General features: G+C 65.6%; 16 protein-coding genes. 14 read left to right on the top strand and 2 right to left on the bottom strand.

The features are described from left to right. Positions 1-4: 4 nt before the first annotated feature. From truA to BLP96_RS06965, 12 genes are all read left to right on the top strand, one after another. A complete protein-coding gene (truA, locus tag BLP96_RS07020; RefSeq protein WP_089684705.1) occupies positions 5-919 on the top strand; it encodes a tRNA pseudouridine(38-40) synthase TruA in 915 nt (304 codons plus the stop codon). 48 nt (positions 920-967) lie between these two features. Beyond that, positions 968-1,609, top strand: coding sequence for a phosphoribosylanthranilate isomerase (locus tag BLP96_RS07015; protein ID WP_089684703.1), 642 nt, complete (start codon positions 968-970; stop codon positions 1,607-1,609). Positions 1,610-1,680: 71 nt separating this feature from the next. After that, positions 1,681-2,895 carry a tryptophan synthase subunit beta gene (gene trpB / locus BLP96_RS07010; protein ID WP_089684490.1) on the top strand — a complete coding sequence of 405 codons (1,215 nt, stop codon included), beginning with the start codon at positions 1,681-1,683 and terminating at the stop codon, positions 2,893-2,895. A gap of 8 nt (positions 2,896-2,903) precedes the next feature. Continuing rightward, entirely contained in the window at positions 2,904-3,719 is an 816-nt protein-coding gene (gene trpA / locus BLP96_RS07005) for a tryptophan synthase subunit alpha (protein ID WP_089684701.1), read from the top strand. A 72-nt stretch (positions 3,720-3,791) separates the two neighbouring features. Further along, on the top strand, positions 3,792-4,820 hold the full coding sequence (gene accD / locus BLP96_RS07000) for an acetyl-CoA carboxylase, carboxyltransferase subunit beta (RefSeq protein ID WP_089684489.1): 1,029 nt from the start codon (positions 3,792-3,794) through the stop codon (positions 4,818-4,820). 71 nt (positions 4,821-4,891) lie between these two features. Next, complete coding sequence (locus BLP96_RS06995; protein WP_245682189.1) at positions 4,892-6,121, top strand: bifunctional folylpolyglutamate synthase/dihydrofolate synthase; 1,230 nt, start codon at positions 4,892-4,894, stop codon at positions 6,119-6,121. 30 nt (positions 6,122-6,151) lie between these two features. Continuing rightward, positions 6,152-6,859: an SPOR domain-containing protein gene (locus BLP96_RS06990; RefSeq protein WP_089684485.1), complete on the top strand. Its 708-nt coding sequence runs from the start codon at positions 6,152-6,154 to the stop codon at positions 6,857-6,859. Positions 6,860-6,861: 2 nt separating this feature from the next. Then, complete coding sequence (locus BLP96_RS06985; RefSeq protein ID WP_089684483.1) at positions 6,862-7,413, top strand: CvpA family protein; 552 nt, start codon at positions 6,862-6,864, stop codon at positions 7,411-7,413. Positions 7,414-7,482: 69 nt separating this feature from the next. Then, positions 7,483-9,006 (top strand): amidophosphoribosyltransferase, encoded by a 1,524-nt coding sequence (gene purF / locus BLP96_RS06980; protein ID WP_089684481.1) that lies wholly within the window; start codon positions 7,483-7,485, stop codon positions 9,004-9,006. 11 nt (positions 9,007-9,017) lie between these two features. Further along, complete coding sequence (locus BLP96_RS06975) at positions 9,018-10,211, top strand: O-succinylhomoserine sulfhydrylase (RefSeq protein WP_089684479.1); 1,194 nt, start codon at positions 9,018-9,020, stop codon at positions 10,209-10,211. A 234-nt stretch (positions 10,212-10,445) separates the two neighbouring features. Beyond that, positions 10,446-10,997, top strand: coding sequence for a cytochrome b (locus BLP96_RS06970; RefSeq protein ID WP_089684476.1), 552 nt, complete (start codon positions 10,446-10,448; stop codon positions 10,995-10,997). A gap of 42 nt (positions 10,998-11,039) precedes the next feature. Further along, entirely contained in the window at positions 11,040-11,624 is a 585-nt protein-coding gene (locus tag BLP96_RS06965; RefSeq protein WP_089684474.1) for a YceI family protein, read from the top strand. A 92-nt stretch (positions 11,625-11,716) separates the two neighbouring features. Here BLP96_RS06965 and BLP96_RS06960 read toward each other — a convergent pair whose 3' ends face one another. Then, the gene (locus tag BLP96_RS06960) at positions 11,717-12,511 is read right to left on the bottom strand and encodes a 2OG-Fe dioxygenase family protein (protein WP_089684472.1); all 795 of its coding nucleotides are present in this window, start codon (positions 12,509-12,511) and stop codon (positions 11,717-11,719) included. 283 nt (positions 12,512-12,794) lie between these two features. On the opposite strand from BLP96_RS06960, the gene BLP96_RS06955 reads away from it, so the two are divergent. Beyond that, complete coding sequence (locus tag BLP96_RS06955; protein ID WP_089684470.1) at positions 12,795-14,633, top strand: putative bifunctional diguanylate cyclase/phosphodiesterase; 1,839 nt, start codon at positions 12,795-12,797, stop codon at positions 14,631-14,633. A gap of 131 nt (positions 14,634-14,764) precedes the next feature. Continuing rightward, on the top strand, positions 14,765-16,060 hold the full coding sequence (locus BLP96_RS06950; RefSeq protein ID WP_089684700.1) for an MATE family efflux transporter: 1,296 nt from the start codon (positions 14,765-14,767) through the stop codon (positions 16,058-16,060). 36 nt (positions 16,061-16,096) lie between these two features. Here BLP96_RS06950 and BLP96_RS06945 read toward each other — a convergent pair whose 3' ends face one another. Further along, positions 16,097-17,638: a SulP family inorganic anion transporter gene (locus BLP96_RS06945; RefSeq protein ID WP_245682188.1), complete on the bottom strand. Its 1,542-nt coding sequence runs from the start codon at positions 17,636-17,638 to the stop codon at positions 16,097-16,099. Positions 17,639-17,792: the final 154 nt, after the last annotated feature.

Raw genomic sequence — 17,792 nt, 5'->3', positions numbered from 1 at the left:
CCGAATGACCCTGTTCCAATCGCTCGATGATCGTCGCCCGCTGACCGGACGCTTGGCCCTGGGCGTGGAGTATGACGGCTCCGCCTACTGTGGCTGGCAGCGCCTCAAGCATGCCGCCTCCGTGCAGGCAGCGCTGGAGACGGCCCTGTCGAGAGTGGCCAGCCAGCCGGTCAGAGTTCACGCCAGCGGGCGCACCGACTCCGGCGTGCATGCCACCCGCCAGATCGTGCACTTCGATGTGCCGGCGCCGCGCTCGCAGAAGGCGTGGGTGTTCGGTGCCAACGCCAACTTGCCGCGAGATGTGGCGGTGCGCTGGGTGCGCGAGGTGCCCGACGATTTTCACGCCCGCTTCAAGGCTCTGGCACGTCGCTACCGCTACGTGCTGCTCAATCAGCCGAGCCGCCCGGTGCTGGAGCGGGCCAACGTCACCTGGTGCCGCGACCCGCTCGACGCACTGGCCATGCACCGCGCTGCCCAGGTGCTGGTGGGCGAGCACGACTTCTCGAGTTTCCGCGCTGCCGGCTGCCAGTCGAAGACGCCCTGGCGCCACTTGCACTTCATCGAGGTCCACCGACACGGTCCGCTGGTGGTCGTCGACGTGCAGGGCAACGCTTTCCTGCATCACATGATTCGCAATATCGTCGGTGCCCTGGTCACCGTGGGGCGGGGGGAACGCGGCGACGACTACCTGGCCGAATTGATGGCACTGAAGGATCGGACTCTGGCCGACGTGACCGCGCCGGCCTGCGGCCTGCACTTCGTCGATTCGCGCTATGATGATCGTTGGGGCCTGCCCCATGAGCCGCTCGGGCCCAATCTGCTCGCCTTCCTCGGCGAATGGAGCGGCGAGCGGCCGTTGCCAGACTGTCCCATGGTCGAATTTCGGCGCGGCACCCCTGCACGGGGCTGTCGCCGGTAAAGCCGTCATCGGAGAGGACGAGCCCCGAAGGAGCCACTCTTGCACGCTATCCAATCATCTCGAGCGCGTACCCGGGTCAAGATCTGTGGCCTGACTCGCGAGACGGACATCGATGCCGCCGTGGCCTTCGGTGCCGATGCGCTGGGGTTCGTGCTCTGGCCCGGCAGCCGGCGCGCCGTCGACGAGGCGCGGCTGGCACGACTCGCCGCCCACGTGCCAGCCTTCGTGACTCGGGTCGGGCTGTTCGTCGACCAGGATCGCGAACTGATCGAGCGCTGTGCGCGACATCTCGACCTGCTGCAGTTCCACGGCACGGAGCCCCCGGCTTTCTGTGAGGCGTTCGGCCGGCCCTGGATCAAGGCGCTGCGCATGCGCGACGGGCTCGACGTGCCCGCCGCCGCGACGGCGTATGCCAGTGCTCAGGCGCTGCTGCTGGATGCCTATCGGCCTGGCGTTCCCGGGGGGACCGGCGAGACGTTCGACTGGTCGCGAATCCCCGCAAACCTGGCAAAACCTGTTATTCTCGCGGGTGGGCTGACCCCGGACAACGTGGCCGCGGCCATCGATGCCGTGCATCCCTTCGCGGTCGATGTCTCCGGCGGCGTGGAGGCCGCACCGGGACGCAAGGATCCGCGACGGATCGCGGCATTCTTCTCGGCGGTGCGGGATGCCGACCGCGGTACCCGGTGAGGCTCCTCTGCCCGCGTGAATCACCGAGTTTCCAACCCCGTTCCTATTGACGACCCTGTGAGGTGTCTTTCGTGAGCAAGTTCAGCGACCTGACCCGACTGCCGGACATTCGCGGCCACTTCGGCCCCTACGGCGGCCGGTTCGTCTCGGAGACCCTGAGCTTCGCCCTGGACGATCTGGCCGAGACCTACCTGCGTCTGCGTGACGACCCGGATTTCCAGGCGGAATTCGACCATGACCTGGCCCATTACGTGGGCCGCCCATCTCCGCTCTATCACGCCGAGCGCTGGTCGAAGCAGCTCGGCGGGGCCCAGGTCTGGCTCAAGCGCGAGGACCTCAACCACACCGGCGCCCACAAGGTGAACAACACCATCGGCCAGGCGCTGCTGGCCAAGAAGAGCGGCAAACCGCGGGTGATCGCCGAGACCGGTGCCGGCCAGCACGGCGTGGCAACGGCCACGGTAGCGGCTCGCCTGGGTCTGCGGTGCGAAGTCTACATGGGTGCCGAGGACGTCGAGCGCCAGAAACTCAACGTCTACCGAATGCGTCTGCTGGGCGCCAACGTCATCCCCGTGGAGTCCGGTACCCGCACGCTCAAGGACGCCATGAACGAGGCGCTGCGCGACTGGGTCACCAACGTCGACGACACCTTCTACATCATCGGTACCGTGGCCGGCCCGCACCCCTACCCGATGTTGGTCCGCGACTTCAATGCCGTGGTGGGGCGCGAGGCGCGTCGCCAGTCGTTCGAGGAGTTCGGCAGACTGCCCGATGCGTTGATCGCCTGCGTGGGTGGCGGTTCCAATGCCATGGGGCTGTTCTATCCCTTCGTCGAGGACGACGAGGTGGCCATGATCGGCGTCGAGGCCGGCGGCGACGGCGTCGAGACCGGCCGCCACGCCGCACCGCTCGCCTCGGGGGCGCCGCGCGGCGTGCTGCACGGCAATCGCACCTATCTGATGTCCGACGAGGGGGGGCAGGTTTCCGACACCCATTCGGTATCCGCCGGACTCGATTACCCAGGCGTCGGCCCCGAGCATGCCCTGTGGAAGGACGTGGGGCGTGTCGAGTACGTGGCCGCCAACGACGATGCGGTGCTCGAGGCGTTTCGCGAGCTGACCCACGTCGAGGGCATCATGCCGGCGCTGGAATCCGCTCACGCCCTGGCCCATGCCAAGGTGCTGGCGCCGACGATGCGGCCCGACCAGCACATCGTGGTCAACCTCTCGGGCCGCGGCGACAAGGACATCATGACGGTCGCCAAGATCGATGGAATAGAGCTCTGAGGATGCCGATGAACCGTATCGACCAACGCTTTGCCGATCTCAAGGCCCAGGGCCGCCGCGCGCTGATTCCCTATCTCACTGCCGGCGACCCGGCGCCAGCGCACACCGTCGGCTTCATGCACGCTCTGGTGGCGGCGGGCGCCGACGTGATCGAGCTCGGCGTGCCGTTCTCCGACCCCATGGCCGACGGCCCGGTGATCCAGAAAGCCTGTGAAAGGGCGCTGAAGCATGGCGTGCGCCTCGCCGATCTCTTCGAGATGGTGCGCGAGTTCCGTGAGCAGGATAGCGAGACGCCTGTGGTGTTGATGGGCTATCTCAATCCCGTCGAGCGCATCGGCCTCGACGCCTTCGCCGACCAGGCCGTTGCCGCCGGCGTCGACGGCGTGCTCACCGTGGACATGCCGCCGGAGGAGGCCGAGGAGTTCGGCCCCGTGCTCAAGGCGCGCGGGCTCGCCTCGATCTTTCTCGTCGCCCCTACCACTTCCCGCGAGCGGGCCGCTACAATATGCGCCCATGGCGAGGGCTATCTCTACTACGTGGCGCTCAAGGGCGTGACCGGTGCCGCGACCCTCAACGCGGCGGACGTGGCCGAACATCTGGCACCGTTGCGCGAACTGACGACGCTTCCACTGTGCGTGGGCTTCGGCATCCGCGATGGAGCCTCGGCAGCGGAAGTCGGTAGGGTGGCCGATGGCGTGATCGTCGGGTCGGCACTGGTCAACCGCATTGCCGAGAACGTCGAGCGGCCGGAGGCGATTCCCCAGGCGCTGCAGGCCGTGCTCGGTGAGATGCGCACGGCGCTCGATGCGCTGCCGCCGCGTTGATGGCGCTCGCCGAGCGAATTCATATCCGCCCGGTCGTGCCGGGTGCAACAGCCTACGGAAGCCTTATCTGACATGAGCTGGCTTGACAAGATCGTACCTTCAGTGGGGCGTATTCAGCGCAAGGAACGCCGGGCCAGCGTGCCCGACGGCCTGTGGCGCAAATGCCCCAAGTGCGAAGCGGTGCTCTACCTGCCCGAACTGGAAAAGCACCATAACGTCTGTCCCAAGTGCGACCATCACCTGCGGCTGACGGCGCGCAAGCGACTCGACTGGTTTCTCGATGCCGATGGACGCGAGGAGATCGCTGCCGAGCTGGAGCCGGTGGACCGGCTCAAGTTCCGGGACTCCAAGAAGTACAAGGATCGCTTGAGTGCCGCCCAGAAGGAGACCGGCGAGAAGGATGCGCTGGTGGCCATGCGCGGCTACCTCGACGGTCTTCCGGTGGTCGTGGTGGCCTTCGAGTTCACCTTCATGGGCGGTTCCATGGGTGCCGTGGTGGGGGAGAAGTTCGTACGTGCCGCGACCCTGGCCCGCGAGGAACGCGTACCGCTGATCTGCTTTTCCGCCTCCGGCGGGGCGCGCATGCAGGAGGCGCTGTTCTCTCTGATGCAGATGGCCAAGACGTCGGCTGCACTGGAGCGGCTGCGCGAGGCCGGCGTGCCCTACGTTTCGGTGCTCACCGACCCGGTGTTCGGTGGCGTCTCGGCGTCGCTCGCCATGCTCGGCGATCTCAACGTGGCCGAGCCCAACGCGCTGATCGGTTTCGCCGGGCCGCGGGTCATCGAGCAGACGGTGCGCGAACAACTGCCGGAGGGCTTTCAGCGCAGCGAGTTCCTTCTCGAGCACGGTACCGTGGACATGATCGTGGCGCGTGGCGAGATGCGTGACCGACTGGGCGGCGTTCTGCGCAAGTTGATGCATCAGCCACCGGCAGGCGTTGATGCGCCCCTGGCATCGGTAGAACCGGATCTCGTCGATGCCGCCGAACAGGCGGAAGCGGGTTGGGAAGAGACCTCGTCGGAGAGCGCCGAGGCATCCGGCTCGAGTGAGGCGGAAACCTCGCACGACGGCGGGTCCCAGCGACCCGACGACGCGCGCTGACGTCCGTGGGGCGCTCGGCGCACGCTTGCACGCTGGATGAATGGCTGGCACGTCTGGAAGCCGCTCATCCAGTGAGTATCGATCTGGGCCTCGACCGCGTGGTTGCCGTCGCCCGGCGCATGGCCCTGCTCGATCGGCCCCTGGCCGGCGGCGTGATCACGGTGGCGGGCACCAACGGCAAGGGCTCCACGGTCGCCTTGCTCGACGCCCTGGCGCGCAGCCACGGCCTCACCACGGCGACATACACCTCACCGCACCTGCTGCGCTACAACGAGCGTCTGCGCCTGAACGGCCGCGAAGCCGACGATGCCACCCTGATCGCCGGTTTCGAGGCCGTCGAGACCGCGCGTCTCGATGGCGAGCCCGTCAGCCTCACCTATTTCGAAGCGGGCACTCTCGGCGCCCTCTGGGTCATGGCCCAGTGCCCGCCGGATCTGGCGATTCTCGAGGTGGGGCTGGGCGGCCGCTTGGATGCGGTGAACGTCATCGACGCCGACGTGGCGGTGATCACCACCGTGGCTCACGACCATGCCGCCTACCTGGGCGACGACATCGAAGGTATCGGCCGCGAGAAGGCCGGCATACTTCGTGCAGGTCGCCCGGCGGTGCTGGGTAGCTCGACGCTACCGGCCAGCGTGCATGATGCCGTGCGCGAGCGTGGTGCCGTGCCCTTCGCGCTGGGCGAGCAGTATCGGCGTAGCGAGTGCGGTGCTGCCGGCTGGCGCTGGACGGGCATGGGGGCCCGTGGCGAACCGCTGGAGGTCGACGGCTTGCCCGACCCGGGCCTGCCGCTCGACAATGCAGCCACGGCGCTGCAGGCGCTGGCCCAGGCCAAGGGCGAACTCGATGCGCAGGCCTGCCGACAGGCGCTGGGCAGGGTGACTCTGCCCGGTCGTTTGCAGTGGCTGGGACAGTGGTGCCTCGACGTCGGACACAACCCCCACGCAGCGAGCTACGTGGCCGAGCGGTTGGCTGCGCGTCCTTGCAGCGGACGCACCTGGGTGCTGCTGGGCATGCTGGCCGACAAGGATGCCGACGGGGTGATTGCCGGTCTGGCGCCGTTGGCCGATGCTTGGGTGACCGTATCGCTCGAAGGTGAGCGGGCGCGTTCGGCGGCCGATCTGGCCGAACGCATCGTCGAACGGGGAGGGCGGGTAGCCTACCAGGCTGCCACGCCCGTAGCGGGCGGCGCCTGGCTCGCCGAGCGCCTCGCTGCCGAGGATCGCGTGCTCGTGTGTGGCTCCTTCTTCACCGTGGCAGCCATACTGGCATGGAAGCGGGCTGGTACGGCGCCACCGTGACGGCGCCACGGCCGCGTGCAGGAGGGCAAGATGAAGTACGGAATGCGCGAACGAATCAGCGGGGCGGTGATACTCACGGCTCTCGCCGTGATCTTCGTCCCCATGCTGTTCGACGAGCCGGCACCCCGGGAAGAGCGTCCCGAGCCGGTGTTGACCATCGAACAGCCGGTGCCGGTCGAGCGTCACGACGTGCCTGAGCCGCAGCCGCCGGATAGCCTCGACGCGGGGGCCGACAGTGACGCCCCTGCCGGCGATTCCGCCGACGGCGAGTCGGCGACCGCTGACGAGACGGTCGCCTTGGACGGTGCCGAGGCGGTGTCGGAGGGCAGTGCTGATGAAGCCCAGGATACCGATGCCTCCATCGTTGCCGACGAGGCGGACGCCACCGAACGAGCTGCGTCTGCCGATGACGCGACCCAAGAGGCGCCCGTCGACGATCCCATCGCCGAACTGGCGCGAACGGCTTCGGCGCGCCTCGAGGGCTCTGCCGCGTCGGCCGAGGAAGGCGAAGGGGCATGGGCGGTGCAGGTGGGCAGCTTTGGCGATCCGGCCAATGCCGAACGTCTCGAGAATCGGCTCGCGGAGCAGGGTTACTCCGCCTATCGGCGTCAGCGCGATAACGACCTGACGACGGTCTACGTGGGCCCCTTCGCCTCTTCCGAGGAGGGAGAGCGAGTGATGGGCGAACTCAAGCAGAATGCCAACCTGCAAGGGTTGCTGGTCCGGGTGAGGGAGTGAGCATGACGCTGACCTGGATCGACTGGCTGTTCCTGGCCGTGCTGGCGGTGTCGACCCTGGCCGGCGTGATGCGCGGGCTCGTTCGAGAGGCGTTGGGCCTGGCCGCCTGGATCACGGCACTGCTGGCGGCGCGACTGCTCGCCGAGCCGGTGGCCGACCTGCTCAGCGGGGTCATCGACAGCCCGGACGGTCGCCTGGTGCTGGCTTTCGTGGTGGTGATTCTGGGCGTTGTGCTGTTGTGCGGGGTGATCATCCGCATGATCCACGCCGCCGTCGAGTGGGTGGGCATGGGGCTGTTCAACCGCCTCGCCGGGGCGGCGTTCGGCGTGGCACGGGGGGCGGCGATCCTGGTACTGGCCACGATCCTGATCAGCCTGACGCCCCTGGTCCAGTTGCAGGCCTGGCAGGAGGCAGAACTGCGCCCCGCCTTCGAGCAGCTGCGCGACTGGGCGGTGAGCCGTCTGGAGGCATGGGAAGGGCGCTTTCCCGAGCCGTCGGCGCTGCGCGAACTCACCCTGCCGAGCAGCGACGCGGCACCCCCTGACGAGCGATGAACCCGGGTTGGGCCGCAGGCGGGCCGCCGACCCTTCAACATGAATTCCAGGCAAGCGAGGTAAGGTGGAATGTGCGGTATCGTCGGCCTTCTGGCCAAGCAGACCGTCAACCAGGCGATCTATGATGCCCTGACCGTGCTCCAGCATCGCGGCCAGGATGCCGCCGGCATGATGACCTGGAACGAAGGGCGTTTCCTGCTGCGCAAGAGCAATGGCTTGGTGCGGGACGTCTTCCACACGCGCCACATGGCACGCCTCAAGGGCAACCTGGGGATCGGCCACGTCCGCTATCCCACCGCGGGTTCCTCCAGCGAGGCGGAGTCGCAGCCGTTCTACGTCAACTCGCCCTACGGCATCTGTCTGGCGCACAATGGCAATCTAACCAACTCCGATCAGCTCAAGCAGGAGCTGTTCTCCTCGGATCTGCGCCATATCAACACCAGTTCCGACTCCGAGGTGCTGCTCAACGTCTTCGCTCACGAGCTGGGCAAGCAAGGGCCGCACCTGGCGCCTGGCGACGTCTTCGACGCGGTGCGCCGAGTGCATCGTCGCTGTTGCGGCGGCTACGCGGCGGTGGCCATGATCAACGGCGTGGGCCTGGTGGCCTTCCGCGACCCCCACGGCATTCGTCCAGTGGTGTTCGGCACCCGTGACGAAGGAGGCGGACAAGACGTGATGATCGCCTCCGAGTCGGTGGCGCTGGACGTCGGCGGCTTCGAGCTGCACCGCGATCTGGCACCGGGCGAGGCGATCTTCGTCGACATGGAAGGGCATATCCATACCCAGCAGTGCGCCGATGCTCCGCGTCTGGCTCCTTGCATCTTCGAACACGTCTACCTGGCGCGTCCCGACTCGATCCTCGACGGCGCCTACGTCTACGGCACGCGCATGCAGATGGGACGCAAGCTGGGCGATCGCATTCGCAATGAGTGGCCGGAGCACGACATCGACGTGGTGATCCCCATTCCCGACACCTCGCGCACTTCGGCGCTGGAGCTTGCCCAGCATCTGGGGGTGACCTACCGGGAAGGGTTCATGAAGAATCGCTACATCGGACGCACCTTCATCATGCCGGGTCAGACCCAGCGCAAGAAATCGGTCCGTCAGAAGCTCAACGCCATCGGCATCGAGTTCCAGGGCAAGAACGTGCTGCTGGTGGACGATTCCATCGTTCGCGGTACCACCTGCAAGCAGATCATCCAGATGGCTCGGGAAGCCGGCGCCAACAAGGTCTATTTCGCCTCCGCCGCGCCACCGGTGCGCTACCCCAACGTCTACGGCATCGACATGCCGGCGGCCAGAGAGCTCATCGCTCACGGGCGCAGCGAGGCCGAGGTGGGCGAGCTGATCGGAGCCGACCGGATCTTCTATCAGGATCTGGACGATCTCAAGGCGGCGTGCCGTGAAGTCAATCCCACGCTCGACGCCTTCGACTGTTCGGTCTTCGATGGTCACTACGTCACCGGCGATATCGACGAAGCGTATCTCTCGGCGCTGGAAGCGTCGCGCAACGACGAGGCCAAGGAGCAGCAGAGCGCCGGCTATCATGCCCTGGTGGGAACCCACAATCTGGACGATGACATCGACGACTGAGGGGCAGCAGAATGGATCCGCAGCGAGACCAAGACGACTGGGCTCTGGAAACTCTGGCCATTCGTGCCGGGCATCATCGCACCGGAGAGCAGGAACACGGCGAGCCGATCTTCCCCACGTCGAGCTTCGTCTACGGCAGCGCCGCGGAGGCGGCGCGAAAGTTCAACGGCGATGAGCCGGGCAACGTCTATTCCCGGTTCACCAACCCCACCGTTCAGACGTTCGAGCGTCGCTTGGCGGTGATGGAGCGTGGCGAGCGTTGCGTGGCGACGAGTTCGGGCATGGCCGCCATCCTGGCCACCGCTTTGGCGCTGCTTCAGGCCGGCGACGAGATCGTCGCCTCGCGCTCGCTGTTCGGCTCCACCGTCAGCTTGTTCGACAAGTACCTAGGCAGGCTGGGTATCGTCACGCGTTACGTGGAGCTCTCCGACCTCGACGCCTGGGAGGCGGCCATCACCCCGGCAACCCGGCTGCTGTTCGCCGAGACGCCGTCCAATCCGCTCTCCGAGGTGGTCGACATCGCTGCCCTGGCCGAGATCGCCCATCGTCACGATGCATGGCTGGCCATCGACAACTGCTTCCTCACCCCGGCTCTGCAGCGTCCCCTCGATCTGGGAGCCGATCTGGTGATCCACTCGGCGACCAAGTATCTGGACGGCCAGGGCCGTGCAGTGGGGGGCGCCGTGGTGGGCCCCCACGAGCTGCTGGATGAAGTGTTCGGCGTGGTACGTACCTGTGGCCCCTGCCTGAGCCCCTTCAATGCGTGGATATTCACCAAAGGGCTGGAGACCCTTGGCCTGCGCATGCGGGCCCACTGCGAGAATGCCCAGCGGCTGGCGGAGTGGCTGACCGCTCATCCGGCGGTGAAGCGGGTACACTATTCGGGGCTTGCGGATCATCCCCAGCACGCCCTCGCCAAGCGCCAGCAGGCGGGTTTCGGCGCCGTGCTGGGCTTCGAGGTGGTCGGTGAACGCGAGGGCGCATGGCGGGTGATCGACGCCACCCGCCTGCTCTCCATTACTGGCAATCTGGGTGACGTGAAGTCCACCATCACCCATCCCGCTACGACCACCCATGGGCGCCTTTCCGATGACCAGAAGGTCGCGGCGGGCATCGGCGAGGGGCTGATCCGCGTCGCCGTCGGCCTGGAAGCCATCGCCGACATTCGCGCCGATCTCGCGAGGGGGCTGGACTCCCTAGCGTGATCGGCAACCCGCTTTGCCCTGCTCGTGCCGTTGCATGGCGTGGGCGGGGCGTTTTGCGTTGCCGGTGGTGTGACCCGATGTCCCTTGCAGGAACCGCTGCTGCGGTCTGAACTGGTCCTGGCATGAACCCGAACTGACGGTTTTTCCGAATGCTGCATTCGGGTTTTTTCAGCGGCGCCGTTTGGTGCACTGCGGTAGGCTGGGCGCCATCGATCACGCACTCGAGGTGATGCCATGTGGCGCAATACGCGAAGCGGATGGGGGCTGGTGAGCATTCTGCTGCACTGGATTCTGGCCGTCGCCATCGTTGGCTTGTTCGTGCTGGGCTGGTGGATGACGGGCCTCGGGTACTATCACGACTGGTACAACCTGGCCCCCTGGTGGCATCGCTCCATCGGCATGCTGGTGCTTCTCGCCACGCTGCTGAGGCTGGCCTGGCGATGGGTCAATCCAACGCCACGCGCCCTGGGACACCGCTTCGAACGCCTGGCCGCGCACCTCGGGCACCTCGGCCTCTACGCGTTGATGCTGGTCGTGCTCGTCAGCGGTTACCTGATTTCCACCGCCGACGGCCGCGGCATCGAGGTCTTCGACGCGTTCGAGGTGCCCGCACTCATCAGCGATCTGCCCAATCAGGCAACGATTGCCGGAGAGGTTCACTGGTATAGCGCCTGGGCGCTGATTCTGCTGGCAGCAGGCCACGGACTCGCCGCCTTCAAGCACCATTGGATCGATCGCAACGAGGTTCTCAAGCGAATGATCGACCCACGTCTGAGCCATCGCTGAGACGATCGATACACTTTCATCCAAGCGCAAGGAGAGAGCACGATGTTCAACAAGACCGTTATGGCCACGGCCCTGAGTACGGCGGCCCTGGTGGGGATCAGCCAAGCCCAGGCCGCTGACTACGTCATCGACACCGAGGGTCAGCATGCCTTCGTCCAGTTCAAGATCAATCATCTTGGCTTCTCCTACATCCTGGGTAGCTTCGAGGAATTCAGCGGCGAGTTTCACTACGACCCGGAGGACCTGGAGGCGTCCAGCGTCGAGATGGAGGTGCAGGTCGATAGCCTCAACTCCAATCATGCCGAACGCGACAAGCACATCCTCAGCGATGATTTCCTGCATGCCAGCGAGTACCCCACGGCAACGTTCACTTCGACCGGCTTCGAGGCGACCGGCGACGGGGAAGGCGTGCTGAGTGGCGAGCTGAGCCTGCATGGCGAGACCCGCGAGATCGACATGCCGGTGACTCTGGTCGGTGAAGGCGAGGACCCCTGGGGTAGCTACCGTGCCGGTTTCGAGGGTTCCACGACCCTGACGCTGGCCGATTTCGGCATCGACATGAGCGATTTCCCGGAGACGATGCATGAACTCGAGCTCTATGTGACCTTCGAAGGCGTGCGTCAGTAAACCGGACGACACTCTCGATCAGAAAGCGAGCCCCCGGCCCTTGGGCCGGGGGCTCGCTGCGTGAAGGGCGCAGGATTCAGCGCCCGGTGGGTTCAGGCCGATGCGTCGAGCACGGCATCGGGGAAGTGGCGTCGCAGGATGCGGTTCTGGAAGTCATCCACGAAGCGACTGTTGATGATGACGATGAAGCGTTCGAAGGGCGCTGCAGCGTCTCGTTGCGCGATGCCATCCACGCTGTGAAAGACCTGGTCGTCGCGCAAGTGGAGGATGTCGCCAGGGACGAGCTTGGTATCCGCCAGACGTTGCGTGCCGGCCTTGTCGGCGAACAGGTGGTTTTCCGCTCCTGCCACGTTGTCGCGCGTCAGTACCAGGATGCTCAGCGCCCGGCATCCATCCGCATGAATGCCTTGCCCTTGCAGGGGGTCCACTTGGCCCTCGCCTCGGACCCCGGTGATCTGCATGAGGACCGGTTCACGGGGCTCGATGCCCCACAGCCGACACCAGGCGCTCACGAAAGCCTTGACGTCCGCACGCTCGAGAAAGGCGGGGGTCAGGGGGTCGTAGTAGCGCAGCCGGTCGGCCATGCTGTCGGCATCGTTGAAGGCGCCGCCCTGTGCCATGGGGCAATGGCCCATGGTGGTCACGTTTCCCTCGTCATCGAGCGTCAGCCAAGACATGCGCTTCCAGCGTCGATTGACGTAGGGGTCGCGAGGCAGGTCCGTGGTGAAGCTCTGCCAGGCTGAAAGGTCGATATGGCGTCGGATGTCGGTCTGGCTCCATCCTTGGCGGCGCAGATCGTCCATGACTTCGGGGCTCCAGTAGGAGACGTCCGGAGCGACTGGCATGCCGGTGACGTCGAAGCCGTGCTTGAGGGTATCGAGTTTCATGATGGTATTCTCCTGTTGCATGGGCGGTATTGCCCGGCTGCCGCTCGCGGAATGAGCGAGCAACAGAAGAAAAATGAAAAGGTATGCAACAAAATGTCAAAGGAATGTATGAAAAAAACGCCTATGCTGGTATCAGTGCGATACTGATTCACTGACTGAGCGGTATCAGTTCGTTGGTACCTGATATGTAGGTCCAGGCTGACAATGACCTGTAGGATGTGCCGTGACGTCTCTCGATCAGGCCATGCCATCGAGTGACGCCGTGCCATTGACGAGGAGACCCATGATCGGCCGTGATACCCGAACCGGGCAGCCCTCAGCGAATGTGACGCAAGCCGGGAGTCCTTCCGGCGGCGATGCGTCGGTGCTCAGGGCGACGACCGGGGCTCAGTCCGAAGTGGCGCTGGTGCGTCGCCAGTATCTGGAGAGCGAGCAACGCTTCCGTGCCCTGCTGGAGAGCCTGCCCAAGGTGGCGGTGCAGGGTTATGATCGCGAGCGTCGCGTCATCTACTGGAACGAAGCCAGCACCCGCCTATACGGCTACACCGCCGACGAAGCGCTGGGCAATCTGCTCGAGGATCTGATCATTCCCGATGCCATGCGTCAGGGAGTGATCGAAGCGCATCGCGCCTGGATCCGCGAGGGCATTGAAATTCCTCCCGAAGAACTGGAGCTTCGTCACAGGAGCGGTGAACTGGTGCCCGTGTTTTCGCACCACGTGATGCTCGGCGAGCATACCGAAGCACCGTTGATGTTCTGCGTCGACGTGGATCTTTCCGATCAGAAAAGGGCGCATCGCGCGCTGGAGTTCGCGACCCGTTTCGACAGCTTGACGCACCTTCCCAACCGGCAGACCTTCGAAGGCGAGCTGGATGTTCTGTTGGCGGACTGCTCGCGACATGGTGGCTTTCTGGCGCTGGTCTATCTGGACATCGACCATTTCGTGGAGATCAACGACGCCTTGGGTTACGAGCAGGGGGATCGCTTGCTCGTCGAGTTGACGCGGCGACTGCGCGATCGGCAGCGGATGAGCGATCTGCTCGCCCGGGTATCGAGCGACGAGTTCGTGCTCGCCTTTCCCGAACTGCATCGTCAGGCCGATCTATGGCGCCTGGTGGAGAGCGTTCAGCGTTCCCTTCGTGATCCTTTCGTGCTCGATGGCCACAGCCGTCAAGTCACGGCTTCCCTCGGCGTTGCCCTCTATCCCGACAATGGTCTCAATGCCCGAGAGTTGATTCGCAACGCCGATGTGGCCAAGAACCGTGCCAAGCTGGAAGGACGAGGTGCACTACGCTTCTTCGAGCAGCACCTGCACGATGAACTGGTGCGTCAGCATCATCTGGTGGCGCAGTTGGAACAGGCCCTGGAGCGCGGGGAGCTCTGCCTGCACTACCAGCCCCAGGTATCGGCGGTGAGCGGGTGCATCGAGAACCTCGAAGCGCTGCTGCGCTGGATTCCTGCCGAGGGCCCTCCCATCTCCCCGGCGGAATTCATTCCGCTGGCCGAGCGCTCTGGGCTGATCCACCGGTTGAGCGACTGGGTGATCGAAGAAGCCTGTCGGCAGCAGCGGTCATGGCGCGACCGGGGGTTTGCCACACAGCGCATCGATATCAACGTCTCGGGTCGCCAGCTGTTGCACAAGGGGGCACTGGCGCGATTCGAGGCCTGCCTGCTGCGCCATGGACTGGAACCGCAAGACATCGGCATAGAGCTGACCGAGAACGTGCTGATCGAGGCGGACGATTCGGTGCTCGAGGAGCTGCGCAAGCTGTATCACCGCGGTGTGCGCATTGCCATCGACGATTTCGGCACCGGCTACTCCTCGCTGAGCTACCTCAAGCACTTCCCTGTCACGGCGCTCAAGATCGACCGTAGCTTCGTGCGCGATGCCCCCTGCCAACCCGAGGATCGCGCGATCATGGAAGCGGCGATCTTCATCGGCCATCGACTGGGACTGGAAGTGGTTGCCGAAGGCGTGGAGAATGCCGAACAGCTCACCTTGCTGCGGGAGATGCGCTGCGATCTGATCCAGGGCTTCTATTTCTATCGGCCGATGCCGGCGGAAGCGATCGAGCGATTGCTGGCCGGCCTGGTCCCCGGTCACGGCCACCTGTCAGGCTGACTCCTTCGGGCTGATATGGCGGGGACGGTGGCGTAGAATGCCCGCTCCCTTCGTTTCGTGGAGTGCTCGTGACCGCTACGGATTCATCCCGCCCTGCGCTTGGCCGCGTGCTGTGGCGCCAGACTTGGCCCATGGCCATTGGCGTGCTGGCGCTGCTTGGCTTCCAACTGGTGGACAGCGCCTTCATCGCCCGCCTGGGTACCGCACCGCTGGCGGCCCAGTCCTTCACCTTTCCACTGTCGTTCTTGATCATCGGCGTGCAGGTCGGCATGGGCATCGCCATTGCGGCGCTGATATCCCGTGCCATGGGAGCCGGTGAGGCGTTGCAGGCTCGGCGCCTGGGCTCGCTGGTGCTGTTGGTGGGAATGAGCGTGATGGCGTGCCTGACGCTACTGCTGTGGGCGCTCCAGACGCCGATTTTCACTCGTCTGGGTGCGGATGCCGCAACCCGTGAGCTGATCCGGGGGTACTGGGCACCGCAGCTTCTGGCCGCTTGGGTCGGGGCGCTGCTCTATTTCGGCTACAGCCTGTTTCGCGCCCACGGCGACACCAGGCTGCCGGGCAAGCTGATGGTGATGACGAGCTTCATCAACCTGTTGCTCGACCCCCTGTTGATCTTCGGGCTCGGTCCCTGGCCCGGGCTTGGGCTGCCTGGGGCGGCTTGGGCAACGACGATCGCCTTCGCGGTGGGGGCGGTGGTATTGGGACAGCGCCTGAGCCGTACCGACTGGCTCGCTCGTCGGGGATTGAGCGCCGAGCTGCGTCGCTCCGCTCCCGTCTTCGCGGGCATCGCCGGGCCGGCCATGATCAGCCAGCTGATGCCGCCGCTGGCCGCCATGCTGGCGATCTCGACGGTGGCCGCTCTGGGGGAGTCGGCAGTGGCCGCCTGGGGACTGGCCAGCCGACTGGAGACGTTGTCGCTGATGGTGGTGCTGGCGATGACCATGTCGTTGCCGCCCTGGCTCGGGCGCTGCTACGGGGGCGGTGACTGGGCCCAAATTCATCGCCTGATGCGCCTGGCGCTGCGGGTCGTGGTGGTGTGGCAGCTGGCTCTGGGTCTGCTGATGGCGCTGGCATCTTCCGGGGTTGCCCAACTGTTGGCGGGGAGTCCGGAGGTGCGCGACGAGCTGGCTCTGTTGATTCGCTTCCTGCTGCCGAGCTATGCGGCACTGGGGGTGTGCATGATCGTCGTGTCGGCCGGCAATGCCCTCGGATGGCCCATGCGTGCCATGCTGATGTCCGGTGCGCGGTTGTTCGCGTTCTACCTGCCGTGCCTGTGGCTGGGCAGCCGGCTGGGGGGATTGACCGGTCTGGCCGCCGGCGCGGCGCTGGGCAACCTCATGGCAGGCGTGGCGTCATGGCTGGTGCTGCGACGCATCCTCGCCAGCCCGCATCGACGGCCGGCATTGAGCGCTGGCGAGGGGTAGCCCGGCACTCGGTGCCGGGCGAATGCATGCCCAGGATCAGTCGTTGGCCGTCGGCGCAGTACCTTCCGCCGGCTGCTTGGCCGGCGCTGGTCGGGGGGCGGCCAGTCGCTCCTGTTGCCAGGCGAAGTAGAGGAAGAGTCCGCCCATCACCAGGTAACCCGTCGCGAAGTCCGGAGCGGCGTTGAAGGCCAGCTCCGGGGCGTGCATCAGACCGATGAAGGCGAATACGGCAGCCACGCCGGCGAAGGCGGCGGCACGGCGGAACTGATGGTCGATCACCGAGACGGTCATGGCACCAATGAAGATCGCGGTGAACATGGCGCCCTGGCCCAGTGCCACGATACCGCCCGAAATGTCTGCCACGACCTCCTCGGCTCCCCGGTTGAAACGCGTCATCACGTAGTTGGCGAAGTAGGGCAGCATGGCCAGCGCCACGGCGGGGTAGTAGCGGCTGTCGTTGCCCTGGAAGGCGGTGGCGATCATCGACATGCCTACGAACACCAGAATAGGCGCCACGACCGATACCGGAATGAGCGCGGACAGGGCGGCGATGAGGCCGAACATCGTGGCCAGGCCATAGACGGCACCATTGAGCAGGCTGTAGCCGCGACCGGCGCCCATCCACTTGGCGCCTACGGTGGCGATGTAGACGGTGGTGGGGAAGACGCCGCCGAAGAGGGCGCCGAGCATGGTGCCGGCGCCGTCGACGGCCTGACACTCGCGCACGTCGTATTTGTCGCCGGCGGCTTCCATGGCTTCGACGTTGTTCATGGTCTCGATGGCGTTATAAAGGGTGATCGGCAGCACCACGGTGAGCACCGCCAGCATGCTGGTGAACAGCAGGCCGAGCCCCTCGAACCAGGCGAGATTGGGCAGCAGAGGATAGAAGCCGAGATGGGTGAAGGCTCCGCTGAACTGGCCGTCCTCGGTGGCACCGATCAGGTAGGCGAGCGCGGTGCCGATGACGATGGCGAACAGCGAGGTGGGAATGCGAAACGGCATCGTCACCCGGCCGATCAGGCCGACGATGATGATCGCCAGCACCAACAGCCCGATGATCGGAATCTCCAGGGTCTTGAACAGCATCTCGCCGGCGATGAAGGTCAGGGCGACGCCGGCCACGGCACCGAGCATGGCTGCGCGCGGCAGGTGGTATTGCACCCAGCGTCCGATCACGCTGATCGATGCTTCGATGGCGCCGCTGATGAAACAGGCGGCCACCGCTACCTTCCAGGCCAGCTGCGGGTCGCCGGTGAGCTGCTTGGCCGGCAGTAGCACGCCGAACAGGAAGACGAACATTACCGGCGTGGAGATGCCGTAGGAGAGGGCAGTGACGTCGCTGCGGTTCTCGCGGCGAGCCAGGCGCGCCGCGCTCCAGGCGTAGTAGAAGTTGCCGACCATCACCGCCACGGCGGCGCCGGGCAGCACCTGCCCGAAGACGATCGACGCCGGGAAGTCCATGCCCAGCATGGTGATGGCGATGACCACGAAGTTGGCGATGTTGTTCTGGAACAGGGCGAAGAAGGCGTCGGTGTCTTCCTTCTTGTACCAGGGGTAGTGCACGGGAGTTGCCGCCATGGGAAGCCTCTTGGTTGTCGGGGTTGTATTCAAGGCAGCTTGCAGTCTGACCAGCATCTGACTGATCGGTCAAGTCCTGCTCTGCCATGGGCGCCGCAAGGCGCCCCGAGCCCCCGGCGGCAAGGCCGGCATTCTACTCGAAAACGACGGCGCC

It is taken from the genome of Billgrantia gudaonensis, from assembly GCF_900100195.1.
Lineage (GTDB): Bacteria > Pseudomonadota > Gammaproteobacteria > Pseudomonadales > Halomonadaceae > Halomonas > Halomonas gudaonensis.
The sequence above is the reverse complement of the archived record's forward strand: the minus strand, read 5'-3'. Positions and strand labels throughout refer to the sequence as shown.